This is a genomic window from Pseudomonas sp. B10(2017) (assembly GCF_002113295.1).
Classification (GTDB): Bacteria; Pseudomonadota; Gammaproteobacteria; order Pseudomonadales; family Pseudomonadaceae; genus Aquipseudomonas; species Aquipseudomonas pudica.
This window is the reverse complement of record NZ_NEJU01000005.1, coordinates 233,191-258,520: the sequence shown is the minus strand read 5'-3', so window position 1 is coordinate 258,520 and position 25,330 is coordinate 233,191. Positions and strand designations below refer to the sequence as shown.

Below are 25,330 nucleotides of genomic sequence, written 5' to 3'. Positions count from 1 at the left end.
AGTTTGAAGGAATGGACCTTCCCACGAAGGGCCGCCAAGCGGCCCTTGCAATCTAAGCGTCAGATCAGACAGGTTCGTCCATTACGCAGCAATTGAGCGCGCACTACCTGAAGTGCTCGCGAAAGCTGGCTCTATAGTCCAACGGTTTTAAATACAGTTGGCTCGACAAATCACCTCGCAAAATGAAAAGTCTCGGCTCGCTGCTAAGTTGGAAAACCCGGTACAGATAAAACTGATCCCCCGCTTCCGCAGAGAACTCCAGTTCATTTTGGCTAACGATAAACGAGGATGCGATGTCCCGATTGGTCGCCTTCACCTCGATATAGCGATGGAGAACATCGCTATCAAACGAGAGAATGTCGTAGCCAGCGCCATCGCCTTGAGTGTCCGAGATCCACTCCAACTTTTGGAACAGCTCAGGATGGCCCATCTCCTTCAGGCGGTGCTGCTCATAGCCAATCACCCAGCCCTCGCCCAATCGCCCAAGTTTGCGATTCGCTTCGTCCCGAGCGGCGTAGTCAAGCTTGCGCGGTAGGCGTTCTCGTAAACGGGTCGGCGCAACCAGCTTTTGCCTTTCCGCCATAATCGGAGATTCGACTAGCGCGGCCGAATAGGATCTCTGTGCCGGGGTCTTCACCTCTTCCAACACATCGACGATCTTGCTCACATCTCCAGAATATCGAAGCAGGTAATCCTGGACAGCTTTGCGTAATAACAATTGGCTGTTGCCACGCGGTTTGTAGCCTTGGATAAAAGGCAAACCCATACCTGCGAGGACAGCACTGATGTTCTGGTGCTTAAGCTCTACGGACGCTTTGCTTCGCCCTTTCAGCTGCTTGCGCAAGATCTCGTTGTGCCCGGACTTGTTGAAGGCTGCGCCATCTGCTTCCAAGCGGAGCATTTCGAAATAGTCAGCCACCGTCGCGTGGACTTCACTTTCCGTCCAATCCTCCCCAATCCGTATAACGTCAAAACCCAAAGCCCGGAGCAGCGGAACGACGGTAATTTCACCGCCAGAGAAATCCTCGGCCCTAAGTACGCCTTGATTAGGAAACTGCTTACCAAAGGCTACACCCACGATCGCTTTGGAGTCACATGGCTCTCCGGTTCGAGGGTTGCGGACCATGTAGTCTCTGGACTTACCGAAGCCATAGCGTTTGAGGAACGCCCCCCGTCCCAGATGAGAAAATTCATCCATTGCAGCCTGTACTGCGGCGGGGCTTTTCAGGAGGGAAAGATGAGGCATCTGGCATGCGTCCTTGCGGTAATTTTCGTCTCCACTCTCAGTTTTTTCCTACACAAAATCAAGCCGCAGAAGATGCCACAGCCTGCTAGCAAAGCCTCATTCGCCTATCCCGGACGCCGGTCCAAGTCATCAAGTCCCTCAGAATATACCTATGACCTTTCTCATTTCGTCTGATAGGAGGTATGGTGCCGAGCATCTGCAATGAGCGCAAAACTGTGGCTCAAACAACACGGTTCGTGCCCCCACCACTTCAACCCAGCTCGTCGACATCACCCGTCTGGCGCATGTCCGTGAACAATTCGCCGGTGACCGCAACTGGGCCCAAATCATGCCCCCAAGAATTTCGTCATGGTTCGATAAAGAAGCTGAACCTAACCCGCTACTGAGATGGTACTTAACAGTTCATTCGGAAGCACGACTCCGCCAGCCACATACCTAGCCATCAAGCGCATCGGGGTTGCGTGATTCTGACATGGCGTGCTCGAAACAACCGGAAACAAAGGAGCTTGAGTACTAGCAACGGGCACTGTACATATATACACTATCAGCACCCCCCAGAACCTCTGCGGGAAAACATGATGTCAAAATGGAGTTAAAAGCTAAAAAAGCATAATAATCAAGCGGTTACATTAAAAACAGGCTGGGTATGCGCGTACCGACCATAGGCAGTAAAGGATTGCGTTCGCGCTTCAGACAATCCATCATTCACCGTTTGAGCCTCAAGTAGGCCTGCTGAGGCAGCACACCAATGATTCCTTTAGCTCAGAACCACACGGGTGCGGAGTAGCTTCATGGAGAAGGCAACCTCTCAAAATAGCTCTGTGGGCTCTAGCAAAGAGCCCTTTCAGGCGCTGCTCCCTCTTAATCTCGATGCCTCCGGGCAGGAGCCCATGAAAATCCAAGACTTCCCCTCACTTCCTTCCTCCACGCAGCCGTTGAGGTTTGCAGATTTGTTTGCAGGCTGTGGCGGCCTATCGCTTGGCCTTTCGCTTTCGGGGATGAGGGGGGTTTTTGCCATCGAACGCGATAAGATGGCTTTCTCGACTCTGTCCGCCAATTTGCTTGAGGGAAGGGCTGTACCGGTCAACCAGTTCACCTGGCCGTCATGGCTTGACAAAAAAGCCTGGGGAATTGATGAGGTCCTTGAGAAGCACCCGGCTGACCTTGCAAAACTGAGAGGAGCAGTCGATGTTCTGGCTGGTGGTCCTCCCTGCCAAGGCTTCAGCTTTGCGGGCAAGCGGAACGAATCTGACCCTCGAAACAAACTGTTCGAGAAATATGTAGAGATGGTACAAGCGGTTAGACCATCGGCCCTTGTTCTGGAAAACGTCCCGGGGATGAAAGTAGCGCACGCTGCAAAGACATGGAAGCAGTTAGGGCTCTCAATTAAACCTATGTCTTACTACGACAAGCTTGTAGATCGCTTGGACAAGGTTGGTTATCAAGTCCTGGGCAAGGTTGTTGATTCTTCTCTATTTGGTGTCCCCCAAAAACGACCACGCTTGATAGTCATTGGTCTAAGAAAAGATTTGGCTCACCATCTTGAAGGAGGAGTATCTCGCGCTTTTGAGCTGCTAGAAGTTGCCCGCCTGCAGCAGCTAAGAGATCTCGATCTCCCCGAAATTGTAAAAGCCGAAGATGCTATCTCTGATATGGAGATAGGCCGCGGGGGCACAAAACCCTGCACAGACCCTGAGTCTCGGAAATATTTTGAAGAGATTGCTTATGCAGGCCCACTAACGGCATTCCAAAAGCTCATGCATAAGGGCTGCGACGGACCGGTCGATAGCCTACGTCTCGCCAGACACAAACCGGAAGTAAAGGCTAGATTTCAGCAGATTCTTAATGATCCTAGATGCACCAAAGGCGTACGGATGAATGCTGAAATACGTGAAATTTACGGGCTGAAAAAACATCGCATCTACCCAATGCAGGCTAGTGCTCCTGCCCCCACAATAACGACATTACCAGACGATGTTCTTCACTACAAAGAACCTCGAATATTGACCGTTAGGGAGTCCGCCCGACTGCAATCATTCCCAGACTGGTATCAGTTCCGTGGAAAATTCACCACTGGCGGTAGCCAGCGAACGAAAGAGTGTCCGCGCTATACTCAAGTGGGCAACGCAGTACCACCTTACTTAGCACGAGCCGTCGGCATGGCTATCAAGGCAATGCTGGACGAAGCCATTGCGCTCGCCACACAACATAATAAGTGCGATAAAAAAGAAAACTTAGTAGCCACTGCTTAACACATAGGAGTTGAGGGAATGGATAGCTCCCAACTGAATGGAGCGCAGTACCCTGCTGCGCTTGTTGACTGGGCGGGCCATCACTCCGGGGGGGTCAAACGACTACTGGATGAGAACAGCGGTCAGCCCAACAAGCAATTACTGTGGACAAACCTTTTGTCCCGCCTCCAGACCTGGGCCCGGGAGCTTCCTACAGAAGCCTCGAGTGCCCCCAGAATTGTTCTGCTAGTGGGCGGCCCTGGTAATGGGAAGACTGAAGCGATCGAGTGTACCATCCGCTGGCTCGATGACAGCCTCGGTTGCGACGGTCGATTGGTCCAAGAATTATCAAAAGCTTTCCACCCTTCAACAGGCTCCGCAGTTCCACGACTGGTAAGGATTGATGCTGGCAGTATCTCCAAACTTGATGGCAAATTTTGTCTCGAGGTCGTCCAAGATGCGTCCGCCACTGGTGGACACGACGGAGACACTGCCCCTGCCCTTCTCATAGACGAGCTTACAAAGTTACTAAATGGGCCTCCTTCGCAAGCTTATCTTTGCTGTGTGAACCGCGGAGTTCTGGATGATGCCCTAATCCATGCTATAGACCAGGGACTGGAAGAGGGGCGCAAACTTCTCGAAGCCATTACTCGGGCAGTCAGTCTAGCGCATAACGCCCCCTCATGCTGGCCGCTTGAAGGTTATCCATCCGTAGCGGTCTGGCCTATGGATGCTGAGTCGCTTTTAGTCAAACCAGACAATGAGCCAGTGGCACCCGCTGAAACACTCTTGCATCAAGCCACAGCTTCGGACTTGTGGCCCGAGAAAGGGAGCTGCCCTGCAGGCGACAAGTGCCCCTTCTGCTCTAGCCAAGCTATTTTAGTACGAGATGAGCACAGGGCAGCCCTGCTCAAAATACTCCGTTGGTATGAGCTAGCCACTGGCAAACGGTGGAGTTTCCGAGACCTATTCTCCCTCACTTCCTACTTATTAGCCGGTCATCACCCAGCTAGCAAAAGCTCAGCGGCAGCCTCAAACCAATCCAGTCCGTGCCAGTGGGCCGCGAATCTTGTAGCTTTTGATCAGGGCACCCTCACGGCGAGAAAGCCTACGAAACAATCGCTTACTGCCCTCTTTGACCTGACGATGTCAAGCTATCAGCACGCACTATTCCACAGCTGGGACAACAGCACTGCCACCTCTCTACGCCGAGATCTTAGGGACCTCGGCGTAGATAAGGAGCTCGGCAACGAGGAAGGTAGAACCCTATCAGGGCTTGTTTATTTCCTTGCGGAACGCAAAGGCCAATTTCTCCCAGCAACAATTGCTCCCTTGCTAGAAGGGCTAGTCGGTACACTAGACCCTGCATTCGCAAGCTCTGACAGTGAAGTTGCAGTGAGCAGCCGAAGTACAGTCATCCTTGGTGATCTGGACATGCGATTCAGCCGCTCGATTGCAGGCGGTATCGAATTTATTCGCAAGTATCAAATACTATCATCAAACGAACTTGAGCTATTGAGGCGCCTTTCCAGAGCGGAGATGATGCTTTCATCACCGATTATTCGGCGCAAAAGGCCTGCAGCAGCTAACCGAGTCCAGAATACTCTTCGCGACTTTTCCTGCCGATTAGTCCGACGCAGCATCTGCACGAGATCAGCCATAGTCGCGGACGCCCCAATCTTAGAGGCATTCCAGCAAGTTATTGAGGATAGCGATAAACAGCAACACCTTTTTGAAGTGGTCAGGCAAGTCAAAGAGCTGCTGAACAATGGAAAGGAGTTCGAGGTGTCGCTAACAACAACCTTCGGCCAGCCACTTCCTCCAAGACAACGTCAAGCAACGCTGGTAGTTCAGCAGAGCTCTGTCAGAATGCCGCCCCAGAACATCAACGGACGCCCCCACCCTCCTATTTGTTATCTACAGGTCGGACAAGGACAGTCAGCCCAGCCTGTTCCCCTTACTTATGACTTGTTTAAGGCAGTGAAGGAGCTGGAGCGAGGTCTCTCTCCTGCTTCACTACCACGTACAGTCGTTGCCCTACTAGACACGACAAAAGCCCGTCTCTCTGGACCAATTGTCCGAGATAAAGGACTGCTTGAGGATGCCCGCATCCGTGTCGGCGCTGATGGGACGATAGTAGCGCGCTCTTGGAACGGATTCGTTGAAGGCAAGGAGGACGGCGTATGAGCCTAGCAGACTTCAAGCAGGCCCCGTGGCGCCTGTCACATCCTAGTTACCAAAAATCTTGCCTGGCTATTAGCCCAGCCCCAGAATATGCAAGTTCTGAAGTCTTGATTGCATCACTCTACCGAACCATAGGATTCGCATCAGCCAGCGAGGGCAGCGTCCCTCAGGCGGGGCGTGACCTAGACAAGCATATTCAAAAGCTTCGCGAGAAGCGCCAACCCTCACCAACAGGGGCTGTGGTCGGCGTAGAAGCCTGGAACACGGTTCTCCATGGAATCCTTGAAAGCCCCAAGCTTCCCAATCAATCGTCCAAGCGCTTCCTTCAAGTCACGCCTGTCGTACCTGGTGCAGCACTCTTCTCAGGTTCCGCTCGATTGAGTAGTAACTCTTGGCCTGCGGGGAGCCTGATACGTCGTATGGTCTGCTTAGGCTCCAAGGATGGGAGATCTGCACAGCAACTTTGGCAAAAGCTATTTAACGCATTAAGCGTTACCGACGAAGATGATATCTTTGCGCGTTGGCTCGATCAGGAAATATTGGCCTGGACTCCCGCTGCGAGTACATGGGAACTTTCGCCCATTCCTGAAGATGAACTGACAACACTGGAGATCTCGGACTTCCAAGAAATTTCCTTTCTCCCAGCCAAGCGATTTACTAAGGATTTAGAAGCCATTATACAAGCCAAGGGCTCCATAACCCGCCGACAGTGGACTAGCTTGCTCGAAGCAGTAATCCGCTTGGCAGCCGCATCTCACGTGATATGGCTATGTGATGTCCACTCCAGAACATGGAACTGCCTTTGGACCGCGCTGACAGATGGAGTCACGCCTTCCAGTGAACAGGAAGCAAGACGGGCCCTTTTTCCTCAAACGCCTCAATACATGGGTTATGGCGGCAAGGCACTTCAAGGCATCAAGGACAAGGTTTCAAGTTACCTAAATGCCCGACTAGGGATAAATGCACTGCTGTGGTCGCTAGATCAGGTTGGCGCCCCCTATTCTGGTCACCTTTCCTCAAGTGCCGACATTATTGCACTTTGCCGGCATGCCCACACACACAAAGCAGCACTCACTGCCCTAGGGACGCTGCAGACGATTGCCGACTTGCGCGAACAAGAAGCTCGAGCGCTGCTGTGCAAAAAGGGCATAGGTTCTAACTTGCTGGAGTTTGCGCGACATGTCCTTGGTCAACGCCAAGCTGCCGCCCCCCTACTGAAAGGGTACGATCAGGGATACATCCTGAAGAAGAAAGGCAACAGCCCAGCCAGCCCATGGGTCGTATCCCTAGGTCCGGTTGCCGTGCTGGCTTTGGTTCACTGTTCGCTAGCCGGCATGGGAGGGCCCCGCTCGGTCCACCGCCTCGGACAACACCTAGAGGCCTACGGCTTGATCGTGGATAAGCATGACATAGCTAGGAATGACTTAGGTCATCAGTTGAGAATGCTTGGTCTAGTGCTCGACAGTCCCGATGCCGAAAGCGGCATGCTACTGCTTCCTCCCTTCCCCGTAAAGCAAGCCAGCTAGGATGCGTAATATGAATAAACTTGCACACTGGCTTGCCGCCACTGTTCTCGATAAGGTTCAGGGTGCCACTCAAGGATATATTGGCAGCAATATTGAGTACCGACTGATCTTCCGCGGCCCCCCACTGGAGATCCTCGAACAAGCCTACGACGAGCTGGTACGCACCGGAGGGATACAGATACCTATTCGACCAAACGGAGAGGTGACCCTACCTGTACTGCTACAGTATCCGGTTGGCCAGTTACAAGCACCGAAACCCCGGATTGGTGCATCAGGCAAATGCGACAACGATCATTTGCTAGATGTTCGCAATGACCCTAGCAACCCGAGCTTTGTTGCACTAGTCCCCCCAGGACTGCACAACAACCTGTCAATCGAGTCCACAACCGATGAGTTCGGATTGCGAGCGGCTACGAGCACGGGCCACTCCTCCTTCGAGCAGTGGTGGGAGGATGCTTTCGTTCAGCAAACCGTTAACTCGGCATTGGCTGCTGCCGGAATAGCCGATAACCAGCTGGACGACGCTAGAGGCTTAGTTCGTGTTGCAGCGTCCTCGGTAGACGAAGTAGACCCAGAAAAAAGTGGTCATCAGGCCGTCTGGCGTCTGCTTTCCCGTATTTTCTCGATAGCAAACACGATACATGGACTGCCATCAGGAACAGCACTTTCGTTAGCATGCGGTTTCCCTCCACTGAAAGATGGCGGAATCTGTGTAAAGACACAAATTTCCGTTGTAGGGAAAATAGCTGACGAACTGGCAGACGGATTCAAGACTGGTATCGAACGTCTGGCACAAGGCGCTCAAAACAATATTGCTCAAGCGTTGCGCGAACTACTTTCCCATCTTCAGTCAAATTGCGACGTACCTACTGCATTCGAGCGTGCGACAGCTGCCTTTTACCTAACATCCGCTGACATTGAACTATCCGCACCTCCCTCTTGGTGGACAGCGCTTACTACGGAGCAATGGGCGGAGTTACTTGCGGACGAGTCAAACGAAGCTGTCGGAGAGATAACAATCCGATGCACTAATAGCCTGATACCAATGGCAAAAGGATTACCGGCAGTTGTACGAAACGAAGTCGAGCTAGCCATCTCCGCAAATGAAAACAATCTTCCAAAGGACTTTCTGGTAACAGGAGGCTCCCATGGCAAGATACCAATGAAATTGCCAGCAAATCCTGTCGGGGCTACAAGTCATATTGACCTGCACCCCTCTTCGCACGGAACCCCTTTGAGTTACAGGGTAGCCGCGGACGGCTGCAAACCTGCGAGCATTCGAGTTATCTCACTTGGAAGTTGGAAACCTGGAATACTTGTTACGTGCAGGCTCGCAACAAAGCTTTCTCCACCAAAGAAACCACGCAAAACCTCTTCAGCTATAGACTGGGAGTCGTCCCTGACACTTCCAGGCTCCGGTCGATATGAGCTCCGACTTCATTTAACGAATGGCGCCTCCATCTTGAAGACAGATGGCTTGCTGGACGATGCTACCGAATTCGAGGAGCAACGGGAAACGCTCGAGGCAAGGCTAGTTGGGGTAGATGAGTACCTAGTAGAGATCGAGGCCGATGGTAAGTATCAATTAGATGTAACATTTACTCATGGTAGCCAACAAGCTATCAGGACCTGCCGAGTCTACTTGACTTGCGAAGAAGCAAAAGAGGAAGGCTGCAGGAGTGAATTTGAACGCCTAATAAAGCTCAATCGTCGGCATCTCGAGAAGTTCGACACGAAGGCAGTTGTCCATCTTGACCGTAACGCACGCTCCTCCAGCCTCCAGTCATGGATGCTGGAGGAACAGAATGTAGCCAACTCATTCAGGCCGATTGTAATCGCAGACGATTATGCGTCACGGTGGGCACCTCCGGATTGGGACGCACCCCACGGCCCGATCCTCTCGAGCGGACGCTTCCTCCATGATCCTCGCCCCGACGCCGCGAGTTTCTGCCCCCCTAAAGGCTTCATAGAAGCCCGACAGGGAATCGCCAGGCATGTACGGGGTAGTGATGATCAGTCTGGACTTCTTGAGTCCGCAGCTCTTGGCGCATGGCTATCTAGCGACCCAGAGTTCCGCTCGCTTGTCGAGGATTATCTGGATTCGTTCATGTCATGGCTAGACTCCGATCCAAGTGTAGCCTGCTGGATAGACACTATTGCTGTCTGCTCCTTGGAACAGGGCGGTCTAACCCTGGCAAGGGTTCCTGACGCCATTATATTGTCTCCACTACACCCTTTACGCTTAGCATGGCATTGCTTCGCGCAGAAAGTGCTTCATGATGAAATCGAAAGCAACTCTGCGTGCCCCGCTGCAAGTATTCTTGATCCGGATTGCGTCCCCGACTTGCTAACTATCTCGCTGCAGTCTCCAAGCGGCATAGACAAAGTTGATTTTATTTCAGTCGAATGCAGCTCAGACTACTGGTCAGTTCTTTGGAACGGCTCACGACTCGGGCAAATACCCGATCGGGCTCGCCAGGCACCATTCGACAGTAGCTTCGGGCTGGCAGTTGGAGGCATATCTAGCGGATTTAGCCCAGCTCAGGTCTCGCGCGCGCTCGACGATGTCACCGACCTCTTGGCGGCAAAGCCAATTATTAGTTTGGTAGTATCCAGCACAGGTGGCACTACAGATGCCTGCAATGAAGGCCTGGCCAACTGGTGCACCAAGCGTTTTGGCAACGGAGAACAAGAGATCTCACGGCAAAGTGTCGGAGCAAAGATACTAGAAGTGTTCGATACTAGGCAGGCTGGCCTCCCTGATCAGGCGACCATCGCTAACCTTTCCGAAGACACTGAGAATCATGTTCGATGGTATGAAAAGCAACCGAAAGGTGCAAAGCCTGACCTTGGCATCATTGCTCAACTAGATGCATCCCAACCCGAGTCCAAGGAAGTCGGCATGCTCTCGCCAATGGGAACCGGCGGACTCATCAGGCATCGCGTCAGGCGCCAACTCCAAGCATCGTTCCTGAGTGAATCTCGACAAGGCCTGCAAATGCCCCCCTCCGGCGAACCCTTTGCAGATAAGGTCTCCGCGTGCATGCTGATGATTGAAAGGCTTAGAGATGGCAAGATTGGCATGCAGTTTTCCCCGAATGTCCATGCAGTATCCAGCATGCTGGAAGATCACAGTGCGGGGTTCGTCGCAGTCTCATCATCGGCCATCGATCCCGCCTGCTTCCTGGGCGGCTGGATTCAGGGAACATATCTATGGGATTACGACCTACCCTCATACTCGCACCGCGCGGGTGATACCAGTGGTTATTATCTACTGTCACAAGTAAAGGATGCCGATCGCGACGCGCTACAGCGCGTGTTGAAACCATTACCTGGCTGCGAGAATCTCGAGGATAGCCAAGTTGAACAAATCCTCCTAGAAGTTGCGAGAAGAGGTATACCCACTGTACGCGGCCTATCCGGAGACGATACAGGGGCTACTGGCGACCTTGGACTTTTCCTCGCGGTCCGCCTTCTACAAGATCAGTTTCGCGTATCCGGCAACAAGGACAGCCTTCTTCCTGTACTTGCAGGGTCGCCGGATGAATCCACCATAGCAATAATTATCCCCGTAGACCCTTTCCGCGGCTACCTTTCCGACCTCGCCCGCTCTCTTGGCAAGGAGCGCAAGGAAACATCTCTATCGCGTCCCGACCTACTGGTCATCGGCGTTCGCGCATGCAACGACAAAGTGCAGCTGCATCTCACACCCATAGAAGTTAAATGCAGGCAAGGAGTGGTCTTTGGCAATGGAGAATCGTCTGAGGCCTTATCCCAGGCTAAGGCTTTGTCGTCGTTGCTTTGTGCTATTGATGAGCGCGCAGATAGTTCCTTAGCGTGGCGTCTCGCGTTTCAGCACCTGCTGCTGTCGATGGTTGGATTTGGCCTGCGTGTCTACAGCCAGCATCAGGCTGTAGATGGCCATGCTAGTCGGTGGGCTACCTTCCACGAGCGAATCGCAGCAGCCATACTCGACCCTAAGCCATCGATCAGCATTGATGAGCGAGGCAGACTCATAGTGGTTGATGCTTCAAACCAGAGCAGTCCGCATGATCGTGATGGTGACAATTTCCCAGAAACCATCGTCATTTCTAGTCGCGATGCGGGTCGCATTATTGCCGGGACTGACGTTCAGAATTTCTATGACGGTGTACGCGCCAAGGTCGATGACTGGGGCCTGCTGCCTCACCAAGACGGAACAACTATCCCTCCACTCGAACATGCAAAAGTTGGCACTTCGGATACAGTTGAAACAAGCGAGCCAGCAGCGGCTTCAGGGGATGTGCCCGAGTCATTTATAAGTCTGACAGAGCAACCAGATGCAATGGAGCTGGTTTCAGGCTATAGCCCCCCATCTGAAGACCCCGGCAATGGAGTCCTACTATCTGTGGGTAAGACCGTGGATGGCTTCGAGCCCCGGCCACTCTGCCTAAATATATCCGACACTCGGCTCAACCAATTAAACATCGGTGTAGTTGGTGACCTAGGGACAGGCAAAACCCAATTCCTCAAATCGCTGATCCACCAGATATCCAGCGCTCGCGAGTCTAATCGTGGGATCACCCCAAGATTTCTGATTTTCGACTATAAACGTGACTACAGCAGCCAAGATTTTGTCGAAGCTACTGGCGCCAGGGTAGTGAAACCCCATCGCCTACCCTTGAATCTATTCGATACGTCGGGAATTGGGGAGTCATCCGCCCCATGGCTGGACAGGTTCCGATTCTTCGCAGATGTACTAGACAAGGTGTACTCGGGCATAGGGCCCGTGCAGCGAGACAAGCTCAAAGGGGCAGTACGTAACGCTTACGAGGCGGCCGATGCGCAAGGTCGTCAACCAACAATCTACGATATCCACGCAGAGTATCGCGAATTACTCGCAGGTAAATCAGACTCCCCGATGGCCATCATTGACGATCTGGTAGACATGGAAGTCTTCGCGCGCAATGGAGAAAAGAAGTCATTTGACGAGTTCTTCCAGGGCGTCGTAGTAATCTCTCTGGATTCCATGGGGCAAGACGACAGAAGCAAGAACTTGCTAGTCGCTATCATGCTGAACATGTTTTATGAGAACATGCTCCGCACTCCAAAACGCCCTTTCGTTGGCACTTCCCCGCAGCTACGAGCGATAGACTCTTACCTTTTAGTAGACGAAGCAGATAACATCATGCGTTACGAGTTCGATGTTCTTCGGAAGCTGCTATTGCAGGGCCGAGAATTCGGAACTGGCGTTATCCTAGCATCGCAGTACCTGAGGCATTTCAAGGTCGGGGCAACAGACTATCGGGAGCCACTACTGTCGTGGTTCATCCACAAGGTACCGAACGCTACGCCTGCCGAGCTCGGGGTTTTAGGGTTTACCTCTGATCTGGCAGAATTGTCTGAGCGGGTGAAGACCCTCCCAAATCACCACTGCCTTTACAAGTCATTCGACGTAGCTGGCGAAGTTATTCGTGGATTACCTTTCTTCGAACTCATCAATCAGGATTAACAGAGGTATGGCCCGACCTAATTAGGTCGGGCCAGGAGGCTGCTGATGATTGACACCCTTACTCCTTCAGAGCGCTCAGAAAGAATGTCTCGAATCCGAGACAAGAACACAAAGCCCGAACTAGCTCTACGTAAATCTCTTCACAAGTTGGGTCTTCGGTATCGTTTGCACAGTTCCGATCTCCCCGGCAAGCCTGATCTCGTTTTTCCCAGATACAGGACAGTGGTATTTGTGCACGGGTGCTTTTGGCATAGGCATGCGGGCTGCTCAATTGCCACCACCCCTAAGAGCAATACATCATTCTGGCTAGATAAATTTAAGAAGAATGTGGCGCGTGACGCACAAGTAATAGCAGAGCTACAAGCCATGGGATGGACAGTGCTTATTGTCTGGGAATGTGAACTGAAACCTGCAAACAGACTGAAAAAAACTACGGACAACCTAGATAAAATTATTCGCATGACGGGCAATCAAAGCGAAGATAACTAACTGCCCGCTCACAATCAAAGCGCTATCCAGCGCTCAGACTCAACCATCTTGAGAAGCTAAGGCTTCTTCGCCGTCTGACGATGAATGGCTACCTCTCACACTCCTTCGCCGTTTTCCTGTGACAGCTTACTAACTTAAGTGCACAAAAAAGCCCAGTCGTCACCGACTGGGCTTTTTCGTTTCAAAATGGTCGGGACGGAGTGATTCGAACACTCGACCCCTTGCACCCCATGCAAGTGCGCTACCGGGCTGCGCTACGCCCCGACTGGGCTTTGAAGCATGTTCTCAATGCTACCGAGAACGTTGAAGAATGTACCCTAACCTCCTGATAAATGAAAGCTTTTTCTCAAAAAATTTTCCACTCACCAAAAACCCAAGTCACTTCTTCAACACCACCAACACATCCTCCAACTCGACAATCATCTGCCGAATCAGCTGCTTGTACTGGCTCGACTCATCCTTGGCCTCATCACTGGAAAGCCTCAACCGAGCCCCGCCAATGGTGAACCCCTGGTCATAAAGCAGCGCACGAATCTGGCGAATCATCAGCACATCCTGCCGCTGATAATACCGCCGGTTCCCCCGCCGCTTCACGGGATTGAGCTGATCGAACTCCTGCTCCCAATACCGCAGCACGTGCGGTTTTACCGCACAAAGCTCACTCACCTCACCTATGGTGAAGTACCTTTTGCCCGGTATGGGGGGCAGTTCGTCGTTATGGCTTGGTTCCAGCATAGGCCTCAACCCGGGCCTTCAACTTCTGCCCTGGACGAAAGGTGACGACGCGCCGTGCGGTGATCGGGATTTCTTCCCCTGTCTTGGGGTTGCGGCCCGGCCGCTGGCGTTTGTCGCGAAGGTCGAAGTTGCCGAAACCGGACAGCTTGACCTGCTCGTTCTCTTCAAGTGCGTGCCGAATTTCTTCAAAAAACAGCTCGACCAGCTCCTTGGCCTCACGCTTGTTAAGCCCCAGCTCCTCGTACAGCCTTTCGGCCATCTCAGCTTTCGTCAGAGCACCCATGCCGTTATTTCCTTAACGTGGTGTTCAACCTTTGTTCGAGCGAGGTGAGGATGTTTTGCAGTGCGGCGTTCACCTCATCGTCGTTAAGAGTGCGCGATGGATGCTGCCAGGTCAAGCCGACGGCAAGGCTTTTTCTATCAGGATCAATACCTTTACCTTGGTAGACGTCAAACAGCCTGAGGTCTGTGAGCCATTCGCCTGCATTGTCACGAATTACTTCAAGTACTGCGCTAGAAGCTACATCACGTCCTGCGATCAAAGCCAGGTCGCGGCGGGTTTCCGGGAACTTGGAAAGCTCGCTGAATTTCGGCAGGCGGCCTTCGACCACGTCGCCCAGCACCAGCTCGAACAGGAACACCGGGCGGTCCAGGTCCAGGGCCTTGGCCAGCTCTGGGTGGATGGCGCCGAGGTAACCGACGAGCTTGCCGTCACGCTCGATGGCGGCGGTCTGGCCTGGGTGCAGGGCTGGGTGCTTGCCGGCGCTGAAGGTGAAGTCGCTCAGGGCGCCGGAGTAGCCCAGCAGGGCTTCCACGTCGGCCTTCACGTCGAAGAAGTCGACGCCGTCGCGGCCGTTGGCCCAGCCTTCTGGCAGGCGGCTGCCGGTGACAACGCCGGCGATCATCGGCTGCTGCTTAAGGTCGCCGAGCTGGCCGACGAAGCGCAGGCCGCTTTCGAACAGGCGCACGCGGTCTTGCTGGCGGTTCAGGTTGTGCTGCAGTGCCTTGACCAGGCCCGGCCACAGGGACGCGCGCATGGCGGCCATGTCGCTGGAGATGGGGTTGGCCAGCAGCAGCGGCTCTACGCCCGGGCTGAACAGTTCGAACAGTTTCGGGTCGATGAAGCTGTAGGTGATGGCTTCCTGGTAGCCGCGGGCAACCAGCAGGCGGCGCAGGGTCGGCAGGTCACCGCGGGTTTCCGGCTTGCCCTGGGGGGCCAGGCGGGCTTGCGGGTAGCGAACCGGCAGGTTGTTGTAGCCGTACAGACGGGCCAGCTCTTCGATCAGGTCCACTTCCAGGCTGATGTCGAAGCGGTGGCTTGGAACGTTGACTGTCCACTGCCCTTCCCCGCTCTTGGTAGTGGTCAGTTCCAGGGCGTTGAGCAGTTGCTCGACCTGGGCTGGGTCCATTTCCATGCCGAGCATCTGGGTGATGCGTTCGGCGCGCAGGGTAACCGGGGCCACTTGCGGCAGGTGCTGTTCGCTGACGGCTTCGACAACCGGGCCGGCTTCGCCGCCGACGATGTCCAGCAGCAGCTGGGTGGCGCGCTCGATGGCTTCGCGGGCCAGCTGCGAGTCCACGCCGCGCTCGTAGCGGTGCGAGGCGTCGGTGTGCAGGCCGTAGGAACGGGCTTTACCGGCGACGGAGATCGGCTCGAAGAAGGCGCTTTCGAGGAACAGGTCGCGGGTTTTTTCGGTGTTCACACCGCTGTGCTCGCCACCCATGACGCCGGCGATGGCCAGGGCGCGGGTGTGGTCGGCGATCACCAGGGTGTCGGCGCGCAGGGCCACTTCCTGGCCGTCGAGCAGGACGAGCTTCTCGCCCTCTTCGGCCATGCGTACGCGGATGCCGCCGTTGATTTCTGCCAGGTCGAAGGCGTGCATCGGCTGGCCGAGTTCGAGCATCACGTAGTTGGTGATGTCGACGGCAGCGTCGATGCTGCGCACGTCGCTGCGGCGCAGGCGTTCGACCATCCACAGTGGGGTCGGCTTGCTCAGGTCGACGTTGCGGATGACGCGGCCCAGGTAGCGTGGGCAGGCAGCCGGGGCGCTGACTTCGACCGGGCGCACTTCGTCGTGGGCAGCCGGTACGGCTGGCACTACCGGGCGGGTGACCGGGGCGTCGTACAGGGCGCTGACGTCGCGGGCGAGACCTGCGATGGACAGGCAGTCGCCGCGGTTGGGGGTGAGGCCGATTTCGATGCTGGCGTCGTCCAGGCTCAGGTACTGGCGAATGTCTTCGCCCACCGGGGCGTCAGCCGCCAGTTCCAGCAGGCCGTCGTTCTCTTCGCTGATCTGCAGTTCGGCAGCCGAGCACAGCATGCCGAAGGACTCGACACCGCGCAGCTTGGCCTTCTTGATCTTGAAGTCGCCTGGCAGTTCGGCGCCGATCATGGCGAACGGGATCTTGATGCCTGGGCGGGCGTTAGGGGCGCCGCACACGACCTGGAAGGTTTCCTGGCCGTTGCTTACTTGGCACACGCGCAGCTTGTCGGCGTCCGGGTGTTGTTCGGTGGCGAGGATTTCGCCCACGACGATGCCGCTGAACTGGCCGGCAGCGGGGGTGACGCTGTCGACTTCGAGGCCGGCCATGGACAGGCGGGCGACCAGTTCGTCACGGGAGACTTGCGGGTTTACCCAACCGCGCAGCCACTGTTCACTGAATTTCATGCTGTTCTCCTAGAATGTGCGTCGATTGGGCCTAGCGGAATTGGGCAAGGAACCGCAGGTCGTTATCGAAGAACAGACGCAAATCGTTGACGCCGTAGCGCAGCATGGCCAGGCGCTCGGCGCCCATGCCGAAGGCGAAGCCCTGGAACTCTTCAGGGTCGATGCCAGACATACGCAGCACGTTCGGGTGCACCATGCCGCAGCCCATCACTTCCAGCCAGCCGGTCTGCTTGCACACGCGGCAGCCTTTGCCGGAACACATCACGCACTGGATGTCGACTTCGGCGGACGGCTCGGTGAAGGGGAAGAACGATGGGCGGAAACGTACCGCCAGTTCTTTTTCGAAGAACACGCGCAGGAACTCTTCGATGGTGCCCTTGAGGTCGGCGAAGTTGATATCGCGATCGATCAGCAGGCCTTCGACCTGGTGGAACATCGGCGAGTGGGTGATATCCGAGTCGCAGCGGTATACGCGGCCCGGGCAGACAATGCGGATTGGCGGCTGGGTGGACTCCATGGTCCGCACCTGCACCGGCGAGGTGTGGGTGCGCAGCAGCATGTTGGCATTGAAGTAGAAGGTGTCGTGCATCGCCCGGGCCGGGTGGTGGCCTGGGATGTTGAGCGCTTCGAAGTTGTGGTAGTCGTCTTCCACCTCTGGGCCTTCGGCAATGCCGTAGCCGATGTGGGTGAAGAACTGCTCGATGCGCTCGAGTGTACGGGTGATCGGGTGCAGGCCACCGGTGGCCTGGCCGCGGCCTGGCAGGGTGACGTCAATGCATTCGGCAGCCAGGCGAGCGCTGAGCTCGGCTTCTTCGAAGGCGGCCTTGCGGGCATTGAGCACAACGGTGACGCGCTCTTTGGCGTCGTTGATCAGCGCGCCGACTTTCGGCCGCTCTTCGGCTGGCAGGTTGCCCAGGGTCTTCATCACCTGGGTCAGCTCGCCTTTCTTGCCGAGATAGTTCACCCGGATCTGTTCCAGGGTATTGATGTCTTCAGCGCGCTCCACGGCCTCAAGGGCTTGGGAGACCAACGCATCCAGGTTTTCCATGTACAGACTCCAGATACGAAAATAGGGGAAGAGCTTTGAAGGCTCTTCCCCTATCGATGACGTTCAATGCCCGACGGCGCTAGCGCCGCCGGGTGATTGTCGCGGGTACTTAAGCCAGAACGGCTTTAGCTTTCTCGACAATCGCAGCAAACGCCGCTTTTTCGTTCACTGCCAGATCGGCCAGAACCTTACGGTCGATTTCGATCGAAGCCTTTTTCAGGCCAGCAATCAGACGGCTGTAGGACAGACCGTTGGTGCGGGCACCGGCGTTGATACGAGCGATCCACAGTGCGCGGAACTGACGCTTCTTCTGACGACGGTCACGGTAGGCATATTGACCTGCCTTGATGACAGCCTGCTTGGCAACGCGGAATACGCGCGAGCGTGCACCGTAGTAGCCTTTAGCCAGTTTCAGAATTTTCTTGTGACGCTTACGAGCGATGACGCCACGCTTAACACGAGCCATGAGTAACTTCCTCTATCTAAACCAGAATTAACGTACGCGCAGCATGCGCTCGACTTTTGCCACGTCAGACGGGTGCAGCAGGCTGGCACCGCGCAGTTGACGCTTACGCTTGGTCGACATTTTGGTCAGGATGTGGCTCTTGAAAGCGTGCTTGTGCTTGAAGCCGGAAGCGGTCTTCAGGAAGCGCTTCGCAGCACCGCTCTTGGTTTTCATTTTTGGCATGTTGGAACTCCGCATTCGATAAAATTACACAATAATCATCAGGCCTGCCGTGCCCGGGAGATTACTTCTTCTTTTTGGGGGCGATGACCATCATAAGCTGGCGTCCTTCCATCTTCGGATGCTGCTCAACGGAGCCGTATTCGGCGAGGTCGGCTTCGACCCGCTTCAACAGCTCCATGCCCAGCTCCTGGTGGGCCATCTCACGGCCGCGGAATCTCAGAGAGATCTTGGCCTTGTCCCCATCGGTAAGGAAACGTACCAGGTTGCGTAGTTTTACCTGGTAATCCCCTTCTTCCGTCCCTGGACGAAACTTGATTTCTTTGATCTGGATCTGCTTCTGGTTTTTCTTGGCTTCGTTGGCCTGCTTCTTCTTCTCGAAGAGGTGCTTGCCGTAGTCCATCACCTTGCAGACGGGCGGTTGCGCGTCGGCGGAGATCTCCACCAGATCCAGCTTCGCTTCATCAGCGATACGAAGCGCTTCATCAATCGAGACGATGCCAATCTGCTCGCCGTCAGCGCCAATTAACCGAACCTCGCGTGCCGAGATATTCTCGTTGATCGGGGCTTTCGGTGCAGTTCGTTTATCGTTTCTCATTTCACGCTTAATAGTCATTACTCCGATTCTAGGCGACCGCGCTGGGCAACAGCGCTGTTGAGCAGCTGCGTGAATTCAGCCACCGGCATGGAGCCGAGGTCTTTGCCTTCACGGGTGCGTACTGCGACGGTCTGCGTTTCGACTTCGCGATCCCCTATAACCAAAAGGTACGGGACCTTGAGCAAAGTATGCTCGCGGATTTTAAAGCCGATCTTCTCATTTCTCAAGTCCGACTTGGCACGGAAACCGCTACCGTTCAGGGTATTTTCCACCTCGAGGGCGAAATCGGCCTGCTTGTCGGTGATGTTCATGATCACGGCCTGGGTGGGTGCCAGCCAGGCCGGGAACACGCCAGCGTAGTGCTCGATCAGCATGCCGATGAAGCGCTCGAACGAACCGAGGATGGCACGGTGCAGCATGACCGGGCGAACTCGGCTGTTATCTTCGGCGATGTAGCTGGCATCCAGGCGTTCTGGCAGGTTCGGGTCGTACTGCAGGGTACCGCACTGCCAGTTACGGCCGAGGCAGTCGCGCAGGGTGAACTCGATCTTCGGGCCGTAGAAGGCGCCCTCGCCCGGCTGGTATTCCCACTCCAGGCCCGATTCGTTCAAGGCGTCGGCCAGTGCGCCTTCGGCACGGTCCCACAGCTCTTCGGAACCCACGCGCTTGGCCGGGCGGGTCGACAGCTTCATGGCGATGTCGGTGAAGCCGAAGTCCTTGTACACGTCCAGGGTCAGCTTGATGAAGTCGGCGGCTTCTTTCTTCACCTGTTCTTCGGTGCAGAAGATGTGCGCGTCGTCCTGCACGAAGCCACGCACGCGCATGATGCCATGCAGGGCGCCGGACGGCTCGTTACGGTGGCAGGCACCGAACTCGGCCAGGCGCAGCGGCAGGTCGCGGTAGCTCTTCAGGCCCTGGTTGAACACCTGCACGTGGCACGGGCAGTTCATCGGTTTTACCGCGTAGTCACGGCTTTCCGACGAGGTGGTGAACATGTTCTCGGCGTAGTTGGACCAGTGGCCGGAACGCTCCCAGAGAATGCGGTCGACAACCTGCGGGGTCTTGATTTCCTGGTAGCCGTTGACGCGCTGAACCTGGCGCATGTACTGCTCGAGCACCTGGTACACGGTCCAGCCGTTGGCGTGCCAGAACACCATGCCCGGGGCTTCTTCCTGCAGGTGGAACAGGTCGAGCTGCTTGCCGATCTTGCGGTGGTCGCGTTTTTCGGCTTCTTCGATGCGCTGGATGTATGCCGCCAGCTGCTTCTTGTCGGCCCAGGCGGTGCCGTACACGCGTTGCAGCTGCTCGTTCTTGGCATCACCGCGCCAGTAGGCGCCGGACAGCTTGGTCAGCTTGAATGCCTTGAGGAAGCGGGTGTTCGGCACGTGCGGGCCGCGGCACATGTCGACATATTCTTCGTGGTAGTACAGGCCCATGGCCTGCTCGTCCGGCATGTCTTCGACCAGGCGCAGCTTGTAGTCTTCGCCACGGGCCTTGAACACGTCGATGACTTCGGCGCGCGGGGTCACCTTCTTGATGACGTCGTAGTCCTTGTCGATCAGCTCCATCATGCGCTTTTCGATGGCAGCCATGTCTTCAGGGGTGAAGGGGCGCTCGTAGGCGATGTCGTAGTAGAAGCCTTCGTCGATGACCGGGCCGATCACCATCTTGGCGGTCGGGTACAGCTGTTTCACCGCGTGGCCGACCAGATGGGCGCACGAGTGGCGAATGATCTCCAGTCCCTCTTCATCTTTAGGGGTGATGATCTGCAGGGTGGCGTCGTTGCTGATCAGGTCGCAGGCATCGACCAGTTTGCCGTCGACCTTGCCGGCCACGGTGGCCTTGGCCAGGCCGGCGCCGATCGAAGCGGCGACTTCGGCTACGGATACGGCGTGATCGAACGAACGTTGACTGCCATCGGGAAGAGTAATAACGGGCATGGCGCCTCCTCTCCTAGTGGTGACCCCTACCAAAGGTCACGTGGGTTGGGATGAGCCAGTACAAGATCCGACCTGCCTTCCCGCAACGGAAAGCCTGCCTCACAGTGGCAGAAGCCTTTCGGCTTGCCAGGGACGAACCAGAGTGACTGGAAAGAAAAAAGATAGCTGCAGGCTGCACGTTGTCAGCTGCAAGCCGAGCATGCTAGCACGCGGGTTGCATGCCAGGCAGAAATATTTGGAAATTACAGACTTCGGCTGAACTTACGCGGAAAAATTCCTATCAGACCTTGGGAAGCAACCTACTCTTGATGAGACCTTAACCCAAGGAGTAACCGGTTATGCGAGTTCCGTCTCTTCTGGCCCTGGCGGCCGCTGGGGCCCTGCTGCTGCCCATGGCTGCGAACGCCGGCAACTTCCCGGCCGGGAAGGAAGCCGCCTACATGAGCCAGTGCACGCAAGTGGCTCAAGGCCAAGGCGTTGACGCTGCGACTGCGAAAAAACACTGCGACTGTGGCGCGCAAACCATCAAAAAGAATTTCACCGACGCGGAGATTGCCGACCTCGACAGCAACGATGGCGTGGACGCCAAGCTGATGCAGAAGGCCCAGACGGTCGTGAAACAGGCCTGCGCACCGAAGAGCTGAAACCTTAAAGCCAGAGCAGGCCAGCCATTCTTTGCGCTGGATCAATATCCTGCGAAGGTAAAAGGCGCTAGATGCGCAGAATTAGACTATGATGTGTTCCGTGCTCCGTAGCCTCGGCCGCATTGCACCACTGAAAAAACTAAATGTTCTGGAGATTCACCCATGTCCAATCGCCAACAAGGCACCGTCAAATGGTTCAATGATGAGAAAGGCTACGGCTTCATCACCCCAGCAGGCGGCGGCGACGACCTGTTCGTTCACTTCAAGGCCATCGAATCTGACGGCTTCAAGAGCCTGAAAGAAGGCCAGACTGTTTCCTTCGTCGCCGAGCGCGGCCAGAAGGGCATGCAGGCTGCACAGGTTCGTCCGGAGTAATTCGGATAGCTGTAAAAAAACCCGCCCTTGTGGCGGGTTTTTTTATGGGTGCTGCATGGGCTGAAGGGGTTGGCCCATGCGGGCGCGGCTTTTTTTGTGGGAGCGGCCTTGTGTCGCGAAAGGGGCGCGTAGCGGCCCCAGGGTTTCAGCTCTGCAGCCTATAATGCCGGGGCCGCTTTGCGGCCCTTTCGCGACACAAGGCCGCCCCCACAAGGACCGCGTGTCAGCCGCAGTTGACGCGAACCACCTTGCCCTGCTCGTCCACATTCAGGTTCAAGCGCTCGGAGCGGTACTCCAGGGTAACCACGTCGTGCGGCTTGAGAATGCGGGCCATCTGCGAGCCACTGGCCTTGCGCGCCTGCTCCAGCAGCTCGGCGCTGGCTGGCTTGCCAATGGCGAAATCGGCGCCGCTGGCTTCGCAGCGGCCATCGTTGCCTGCCGGCGTGGCTGGCGCAGCGCCACCAGCAGAATTGCCACCAGTGCTGCAACCAGCCAGGACAGCAGCCACCGCCAGGGTTGCCAGGTAAGCACGGGTACGGAACATGAAGCCTCCTAAATCGGTCCGGGAACTGTCTGATCCGACAGTTCCGCTCATCTTTTGTTGCAAAACCGGTCAAGTCTGCCTGAACTCACCAGCAGAGGCGAAAACGCAATCGTGACCGGATTTTGCACAACCTGCTGCGTTTGCCATATGCTTAAGCCGCAAGGTCACTGACGCAAAGTCATGATTTAGTGCAAGAAGTGGAGCGCACCCCGCCTCCATCGAACACCAGGGTCAGGTGTTCGCCCCTTCGTCCCGGGCCCCAAGCGAGAGCCTTTCATGAGCAGCCACAGCATCGAAGCCGATATCAAGGTCAAATGGGCCGAAGGCCAGAGCGCGTACAGCCCTGGCACGCCGGAGGAGTTGCTGCTGATTGCCATCGACCTGCTGGTGCGCGATCGCGGCGCCGAGGCGGCACGCAGCTTCTTCGACCAGGTGTTCGAGCGCTACGCGCCGCACACGGCTATTCCAATCGCGCCAAACGGGCGCTGAGCAGGTCGAACAGGCCCTGGGCATCGCCCTCCTCCACCCACATCACATTGGCAGGCTGCTTGAGCACGCCGTACCAGTCGGCAAGGGTCTGGCCGAAGCTGGGGCCTTCGCGGCTGTCGATGCTCACATGGATGCGCCGGCCGCTGAACAGCTCGGGCTTGAGCAGGTAGGCGATGACGCTGGCGTCGTGCACCGGGCCGCCGGGCATGCCGTACAGGTCCATGTCGTGGGTGATGTAGGCGTTGAGTATATCCACCACCCGTCTGCTGGCCTGGTTGTTCACCGCCGCCAGTTGCTTGAGGCGGGCGTCGCTGGTCAGCAGCTTGTGGGTGACGTCCAGCGGCAGGTAGGTCAGTTGCACACCGCTGGCCAGCACCACTTCGGCGGCATGCGGGTCGGCATAGAGGTTGAATTCCGCCGCCGGGGTGATGTTGCCGCCGTTGAAATGGGCACCACCCATGACCACCACTTGCTTGATGCCTTTGACGATGTCCGGGCGCTGGATCAGCGCCAGGGCCAGGTTGGTTTGTGGGCCGAGCATGGCGACGGTGATGCTGTGGGGCTTGGCGGTGCCAAGGGTGTCGACCAGGTATTGCACGGCATTGCCCTGGGCCAGCGGCGCTTTCGGCTCGTGCACCTGGATGCCGGTGAGCCCTTCTTCGCCGTGCACGTCGGCGGCATAGATCGGCTTGCGCACCAGCGGGCGAGCGGCGCCGGCGTACACGGGGATGTCTTCGCGGCCGGCCCATTCGCGGGCCAGGCGGGCGTTGCGCGAGGTTTTTTCCAGGCGCACGTTGCCGGCCACGGTGGTGATGGCGCGGATGTTGAGCTCGTCGGGCGAGGCCATGGCCAGGAAAAGCGCGACCACGTCGTCGGCGCCGGGATCGGTGTCGATGATCAGGTCGATGGGGGCGGCCTGGAGGGTGGTGGCTGCGGCCATGAGGGCGATTCCTTGTAGCAGGGGTTTGAGCATGGGTGGCACTCCTGTTGCCTGGGTGGGTTTCTGGGGCCGCTTTGCGGCCCAATCGCCGGCAAGCCAGCTCCCACAGGTACTGCATCGGCCTCAAGCATTGTGCAGTACCTGTGGGAGCTGGCTTGCCGGCGATTCGGGGGCGCAGCCCCCGCCTTCAGAAAGTCACGCCGGAAATCAGCGCGATGTTGCTGTAGGGCTGGCACTCGCCAGTACGCACTACCGCACGGGCATTGCGTGACAATTCCTTGAAATCTTCATGGCTCAGCCATTCGCGCTTGCCCAGCTTGCCCTTCAGCCGCTCGATCTCGACCAGCGCCGGCGGCACCACTTTCTGCATCTCTTCGGCCAGCACATGGCGCTCCACCTGCAACTCGCTCAGCACAACCCGCAACACGCTGGCGAAATCCGGCAGGCCGGGCGTGACAGCCAGATCGATCAGTTCGACGCCCGGCGGCACCGGCAGCCCGGCATCGCCGATCACCAGGATGTCACCATGCCCCATGCCGGCGATGGTCCGCGACAGGGCGACGTTCAGCAGCGGGGTTTTCTTCATGGCGCAAGCTCCGCCAGGTAGGGAATCGACGGCTGGGCGCCGGCGCGGGTAACCGACAGGGCCGCGGCGCGCTGGCCGAAGGCGATGGCTTCGCCCTCCTCCAGGCCGCGCACCAGGCCAGCGGCAAAGCCGCCGATGAAGGTATCGCCGGCTGCGGTGGTATCCAGCGGCTGCACCACCGGCGCGGGGAAGTGCTGGTGGCCCTGAGGGGTGACCAGCAAGGCCCCTTGCGCGCCAAGGGTAATGATCACTTTGCCCGCGCCCAGTTGCAGCAAGCGCTCGCCGGCGCGCCGGGCACCGTCCAGATCAGCCACCGCCACCCCGGTCAGGGCTTCGGCCTCGCTTTCGTTGGGCGTCAGGTAGTCGATGTGGGCGAACCAGTCCTCCGGCAAGGGGCCGGTCGCCGGCGCCGGGTTCAGGATCACCCGCTTGCCCAGTTCACGCCCCCTGGCCAGGGTCCAGGCCACGGTGTCGGCCGGCACTTCCAGCTGGCAGATGATCACCTCGGCCGCCTGCAGCAGCGCATCGAACCGCTGCACCGACTGTGGCGTCAGCAGGCCGTTGCCACCGGGGATGATGACGATGCAGTTCTGGCTGGCGGCATCCACGGTGATCAGCGCCACACCGCTGGACACGCCCTGACAAGTGATGACGCCCTGGCAGTCGATGCCTTCCACATACAACGCCCGGTGCAGTTGCCGACCATAATCATCGTCGCCGACATTGCCGATCATCGCCACGCTGCCGCCCAGGCGTGCCACGGCCACCGCCTGGTTGGCCCCCTTGCCGCCCGGCACGGTGAAAAAACTTTCGCCGGGGAGTGTTTCGCCGGCCCGGGGCAGGCGCTGGGCGCGGGCCACCAGGTCCATGTTGAGGCTACCGACTACCACGACCTTGGCACTCATCACAT

Annotated in this window: 21 protein-coding genes and 1 tRNA gene; 8 read left to right on the top strand and 14 right to left on the bottom strand. The window is 56.7% G+C overall.

Annotated elements, in window-relative coordinates; genetic code table 11:
- Positions 1-103 precede the first annotated feature (103 nt).
- Positions 104-1,246, bottom strand: a complete 1,143-nt coding sequence (locus CAF92_RS09450) for a DUF3883 domain-containing protein (RefSeq protein WP_085600477.1) — start codon at positions 1,244-1,246, stop codon at positions 104-106.
- A 791-nt stretch (positions 1,247-2,037) separates the two neighbouring features.
- Between CAF92_RS09450 and CAF92_RS09445 the strand changes: the two genes are divergently transcribed.
- The 5 genes from CAF92_RS09445 to CAF92_RS09425 all read left to right on the top strand — a co-directional run bounded on the left by CAF92_RS09445 (position 2,038) and on the right by CAF92_RS09425 (position 13,167).
- Positions 2,038-3,498 carry a DNA cytosine methyltransferase gene (locus CAF92_RS09445; RefSeq protein ID WP_085600475.1) on the top strand — a complete coding sequence of 487 codons (1,461 nt, stop codon included), beginning with the start codon at positions 2,038-2,040 and terminating at the stop codon, positions 3,496-3,498.
- A gap of 1,413 nt (positions 3,499-4,911) precedes the next feature.
- The gene (locus tag CAF92_RS27630) at positions 4,912-5,664 is read left to right on the top strand and encodes a hypothetical protein (protein WP_256573714.1); all 753 of its coding nucleotides are present in this window, start codon (positions 4,912-4,914) and stop codon (positions 5,662-5,664) included.
- Positions 5,661-7,187: a hypothetical protein gene (locus tag CAF92_RS09435; protein ID WP_085600470.1), complete on the top strand. Its 1,527-nt coding sequence runs from the start codon at positions 5,661-5,663 to the stop codon at positions 7,185-7,187. The genes CAF92_RS27630 and CAF92_RS09435 overlap by 4 nt, the downstream gene beginning before the upstream one ends.
- A gap of 10 nt (positions 7,188-7,197) precedes the next feature.
- Positions 7,198-12,678, top strand: coding sequence for a GTPase domain-containing protein (locus tag CAF92_RS09430; protein WP_085600468.1), 5,481 nt, complete (start codon positions 7,198-7,200; stop codon positions 12,676-12,678).
- Positions 12,679-12,723: 45 nt separating this feature from the next.
- Entirely contained in the window at positions 12,724-13,167 is a 444-nt protein-coding gene (locus CAF92_RS09425; protein ID WP_085600466.1) for a very short patch repair endonuclease, read from the top strand.
- Between the two features lie 187 nt (positions 13,168-13,354).
- Here the strand turns inward: CAF92_RS09425 and CAF92_RS09420 are convergent.
- The 9 genes from CAF92_RS09420 to thrS form a co-directional block, all read right to left on the bottom strand.
- Positions 13,355-13,431, bottom strand: a tRNA-Pro gene (locus tag CAF92_RS09420).
- A 114-nt stretch (positions 13,432-13,545) separates the two neighbouring features.
- Positions 13,546-13,902 (bottom strand): MerR family transcriptional regulator, encoded by a 357-nt coding sequence (locus tag CAF92_RS09415; protein ID WP_003250681.1) that lies wholly within the window; start codon positions 13,900-13,902, stop codon positions 13,546-13,548.
- Positions 13,883-14,185: an integration host factor subunit alpha gene (gene ihfA, locus CAF92_RS09410; RefSeq protein WP_003250679.1), complete on the bottom strand. Its 303-nt coding sequence runs from the start codon at positions 14,183-14,185 to the stop codon at positions 13,883-13,885. The genes CAF92_RS09415 and ihfA overlap by 20 nt, the downstream gene beginning before the upstream one ends.
- 4 nt (positions 14,186-14,189) lie before the next feature.
- The gene (gene pheT / locus CAF92_RS09405) at positions 14,190-16,571 is read right to left on the bottom strand and encodes a phenylalanine--tRNA ligase subunit beta (RefSeq protein ID WP_085600464.1); all 2,382 of its coding nucleotides are present in this window, start codon (positions 16,569-16,571) and stop codon (positions 14,190-14,192) included.
- A gap of 31 nt (positions 16,572-16,602) precedes the next feature.
- On the bottom strand, positions 16,603-17,619 hold the full coding sequence (gene pheS, locus CAF92_RS09400) for a phenylalanine--tRNA ligase subunit alpha (RefSeq protein WP_013972006.1): 1,017 nt from the start codon (positions 17,617-17,619) through the stop codon (positions 16,603-16,605).
- A gap of 109 nt (positions 17,620-17,728) precedes the next feature.
- Positions 17,729-18,085 (bottom strand): 50S ribosomal protein L20, encoded by a 357-nt coding sequence (gene rplT, locus CAF92_RS09395; RefSeq protein ID WP_003250671.1) that lies wholly within the window; start codon positions 18,083-18,085, stop codon positions 17,729-17,731.
- 27 nt (positions 18,086-18,112) lie between these two features.
- Entirely contained in the window at positions 18,113-18,307 is a 195-nt protein-coding gene (gene rpmI, locus CAF92_RS09390; RefSeq protein WP_003250667.1) for a 50S ribosomal protein L35, read from the bottom strand.
- A 61-nt stretch (positions 18,308-18,368) separates the two neighbouring features.
- On the bottom strand, positions 18,369-18,920 hold the full coding sequence (gene infC, locus CAF92_RS09385; protein ID WP_013972005.1) for a translation initiation factor IF-3: 552 nt from the start codon (positions 18,918-18,920) through the stop codon (positions 18,369-18,371).
- The gene (gene thrS, locus CAF92_RS09380) at positions 18,920-20,842 is read right to left on the bottom strand and encodes a threonine--tRNA ligase (RefSeq protein ID WP_013972004.1); all 1,923 of its coding nucleotides are present in this window, start codon (positions 20,840-20,842) and stop codon (positions 18,920-18,922) included. Before thrS ends, infC begins: the two co-directional genes overlap by 1 nt.
- Positions 20,843-21,180: 338 nt before the next feature.
- Here thrS and CAF92_RS09370 point away from each other — a divergent pair, with 338 nt between their 5' ends.
- Complete coding sequence (locus CAF92_RS09370; protein WP_025338540.1) at positions 21,181-21,486, top strand: hypothetical protein; 306 nt, start codon at positions 21,181-21,183, stop codon at positions 21,484-21,486.
- 162 nt (positions 21,487-21,648) lie between these two features.
- The gene (locus CAF92_RS09365) at positions 21,649-21,861 is read left to right on the top strand and encodes a cold-shock protein (RefSeq protein ID WP_003250656.1); all 213 of its coding nucleotides are present in this window, start codon (positions 21,649-21,651) and stop codon (positions 21,859-21,861) included.
- A gap of 223 nt (positions 21,862-22,084) precedes the next feature.
- On the opposite strand, the gene CAF92_RS09360 is transcribed toward CAF92_RS09365, so the two are convergent.
- The gene (locus CAF92_RS09360; protein ID WP_003260961.1) at positions 22,085-22,405 is read right to left on the bottom strand and encodes an I78 family peptidase inhibitor; all 321 of its coding nucleotides are present in this window, start codon (positions 22,403-22,405) and stop codon (positions 22,085-22,087) included.
- 276 nt (positions 22,406-22,681) lie between these two features.
- Between CAF92_RS09360 and CAF92_RS09355 the strand changes: the two genes are divergently transcribed.
- Complete coding sequence (locus CAF92_RS09355; RefSeq protein ID WP_003260960.1) at positions 22,682-22,894, top strand: hypothetical protein; 213 nt, start codon at positions 22,682-22,684, stop codon at positions 22,892-22,894.
- On the opposite strand, the gene CAF92_RS09350 is transcribed toward CAF92_RS09355, so the two are convergent.
- The 3 genes from CAF92_RS09350 to rbsK form a co-directional block, all read right to left on the bottom strand.
- Positions 22,866-23,867 (bottom strand): nucleoside hydrolase, encoded by a 1,002-nt coding sequence (locus tag CAF92_RS09350; protein ID WP_085600462.1) that lies wholly within the window; start codon positions 23,865-23,867, stop codon positions 22,866-22,868. The two genes, CAF92_RS09355 and CAF92_RS09350, sit on opposite strands and share 29 nt — an antisense overlap.
- Positions 23,868-24,021: 154 nt before the next feature.
- Positions 24,022-24,420 carry a D-ribose pyranase gene (gene rbsD / locus CAF92_RS09345; RefSeq protein WP_085600460.1) on the bottom strand — a complete coding sequence of 133 codons (399 nt, stop codon included), beginning with the start codon at positions 24,418-24,420 and terminating at the stop codon, positions 24,022-24,024.
- Positions 24,417-25,325 carry a ribokinase gene (rbsK, locus tag CAF92_RS09340; protein WP_046614066.1) on the bottom strand — a complete coding sequence of 303 codons (909 nt, stop codon included), beginning with the start codon at positions 25,323-25,325 and terminating at the stop codon, positions 24,417-24,419. Before rbsK ends, rbsD begins: the two co-directional genes overlap by 4 nt.
- Positions 25,326-25,330: the final 5 nt, after the last annotated feature.

Coding starts and splice junctions, on each gene's coding strand:
- CAF92_RS09450 (WP_085600477.1), bottom strand. CDS start 1,246: ATGCCTCATCTTTCCCTCCTGAAAAGCCCCGCCGCAGTACAGGCTGCA.
- CAF92_RS09445 (WP_085600475.1), top strand. CDS start 2,038: ATGGAGAAGGCAACCTCTCAAAATAGCTCTGTGGGCTCTAGCAAAGAG.
- CAF92_RS27630 (WP_256573714.1), top strand. CDS start 4,912: ATGCGATTCAGCCGCTCGATTGCAGGCGGTATCGAATTTATTCGCAAG.
- CAF92_RS09435 (WP_085600470.1), top strand. CDS start 5,661: ATGAGCCTAGCAGACTTCAAGCAGGCCCCGTGGCGCCTGTCACATCCT.
- CAF92_RS09430 (WP_085600468.1), top strand. CDS start 7,198: ATGAATAAACTTGCACACTGGCTTGCCGCCACTGTTCTCGATAAGGTT.
- CAF92_RS09425 (WP_085600466.1), top strand. CDS start 12,724: ATGATTGACACCCTTACTCCTTCAGAGCGCTCAGAAAGAATGTCTCGA.
- CAF92_RS09415 (WP_003250681.1), bottom strand. CDS start 13,902: ATGCTGGAACCAAGCCATAACGACGAACTGCCCCCCATACCGGGCAAA.
- ihfA (WP_003250679.1), bottom strand. CDS start 14,185: ATGGGTGCTCTGACGAAAGCTGAGATGGCCGAAAGGCTGTACGAGGAG.
- pheT (WP_085600464.1), bottom strand. CDS start 16,571: ATGAAATTCAGTGAACAGTGGCTGCGCGGTTGGGTAAACCCGCAAGTC.
- pheS (WP_013972006.1), bottom strand. CDS start 17,619: ATGGAAAACCTGGATGCGTTGGTCTCCCAAGCCCTTGAGGCCGTGGAG.
- rplT (WP_003250671.1), bottom strand. CDS start 18,085: ATGGCTCGTGTTAAGCGTGGCGTCATCGCTCGTAAGCGTCACAAGAAA.
- rpmI (WP_003250667.1), bottom strand. CDS start 18,307: ATGCCAAAAATGAAAACCAAGAGCGGTGCTGCGAAGCGCTTCCTGAAG.
- infC (WP_013972005.1), bottom strand. CDS start 18,920: ATGACTATTAAGCGTGAAATGAGAAACGATAAACGAACTGCACCGAAA.
- thrS (WP_013972004.1), bottom strand. CDS start 20,842: ATGCCCGTTATTACTCTTCCCGATGGCAGTCAACGTTCGTTCGATCAC.
- CAF92_RS09370 (WP_025338540.1), top strand. CDS start 21,181: ATGCGAGTTCCGTCTCTTCTGGCCCTGGCGGCCGCTGGGGCCCTGCTG.
- CAF92_RS09365 (WP_003250656.1), top strand. CDS start 21,649: ATGTCCAATCGCCAACAAGGCACCGTCAAATGGTTCAATGATGAGAAA.
- CAF92_RS09360 (WP_003260961.1), bottom strand. CDS start 22,405: ATGTTCCGTACCCGTGCTTACCTGGCAACCCTGGCGGTGGCTGCTGTC.
- CAF92_RS09355 (WP_003260960.1), top strand. CDS start 22,682: ATGAGCAGCCACAGCATCGAAGCCGATATCAAGGTCAAATGGGCCGAA.
- CAF92_RS09350 (WP_085600462.1), bottom strand. CDS start 23,867: ATGCTCAAACCCCTGCTACAAGGAATCGCCCTCATGGCCGCAGCCACC.
- rbsD (WP_085600460.1), bottom strand. CDS start 24,420: ATGAAGAAAACCCCGCTGCTGAACGTCGCCCTGTCGCGGACCATCGCC.
- rbsK (WP_046614066.1), bottom strand. CDS start 25,325: ATGAGTGCCAAGGTCGTGGTAGTCGGTAGCCTCAACATGGACCTGGTG.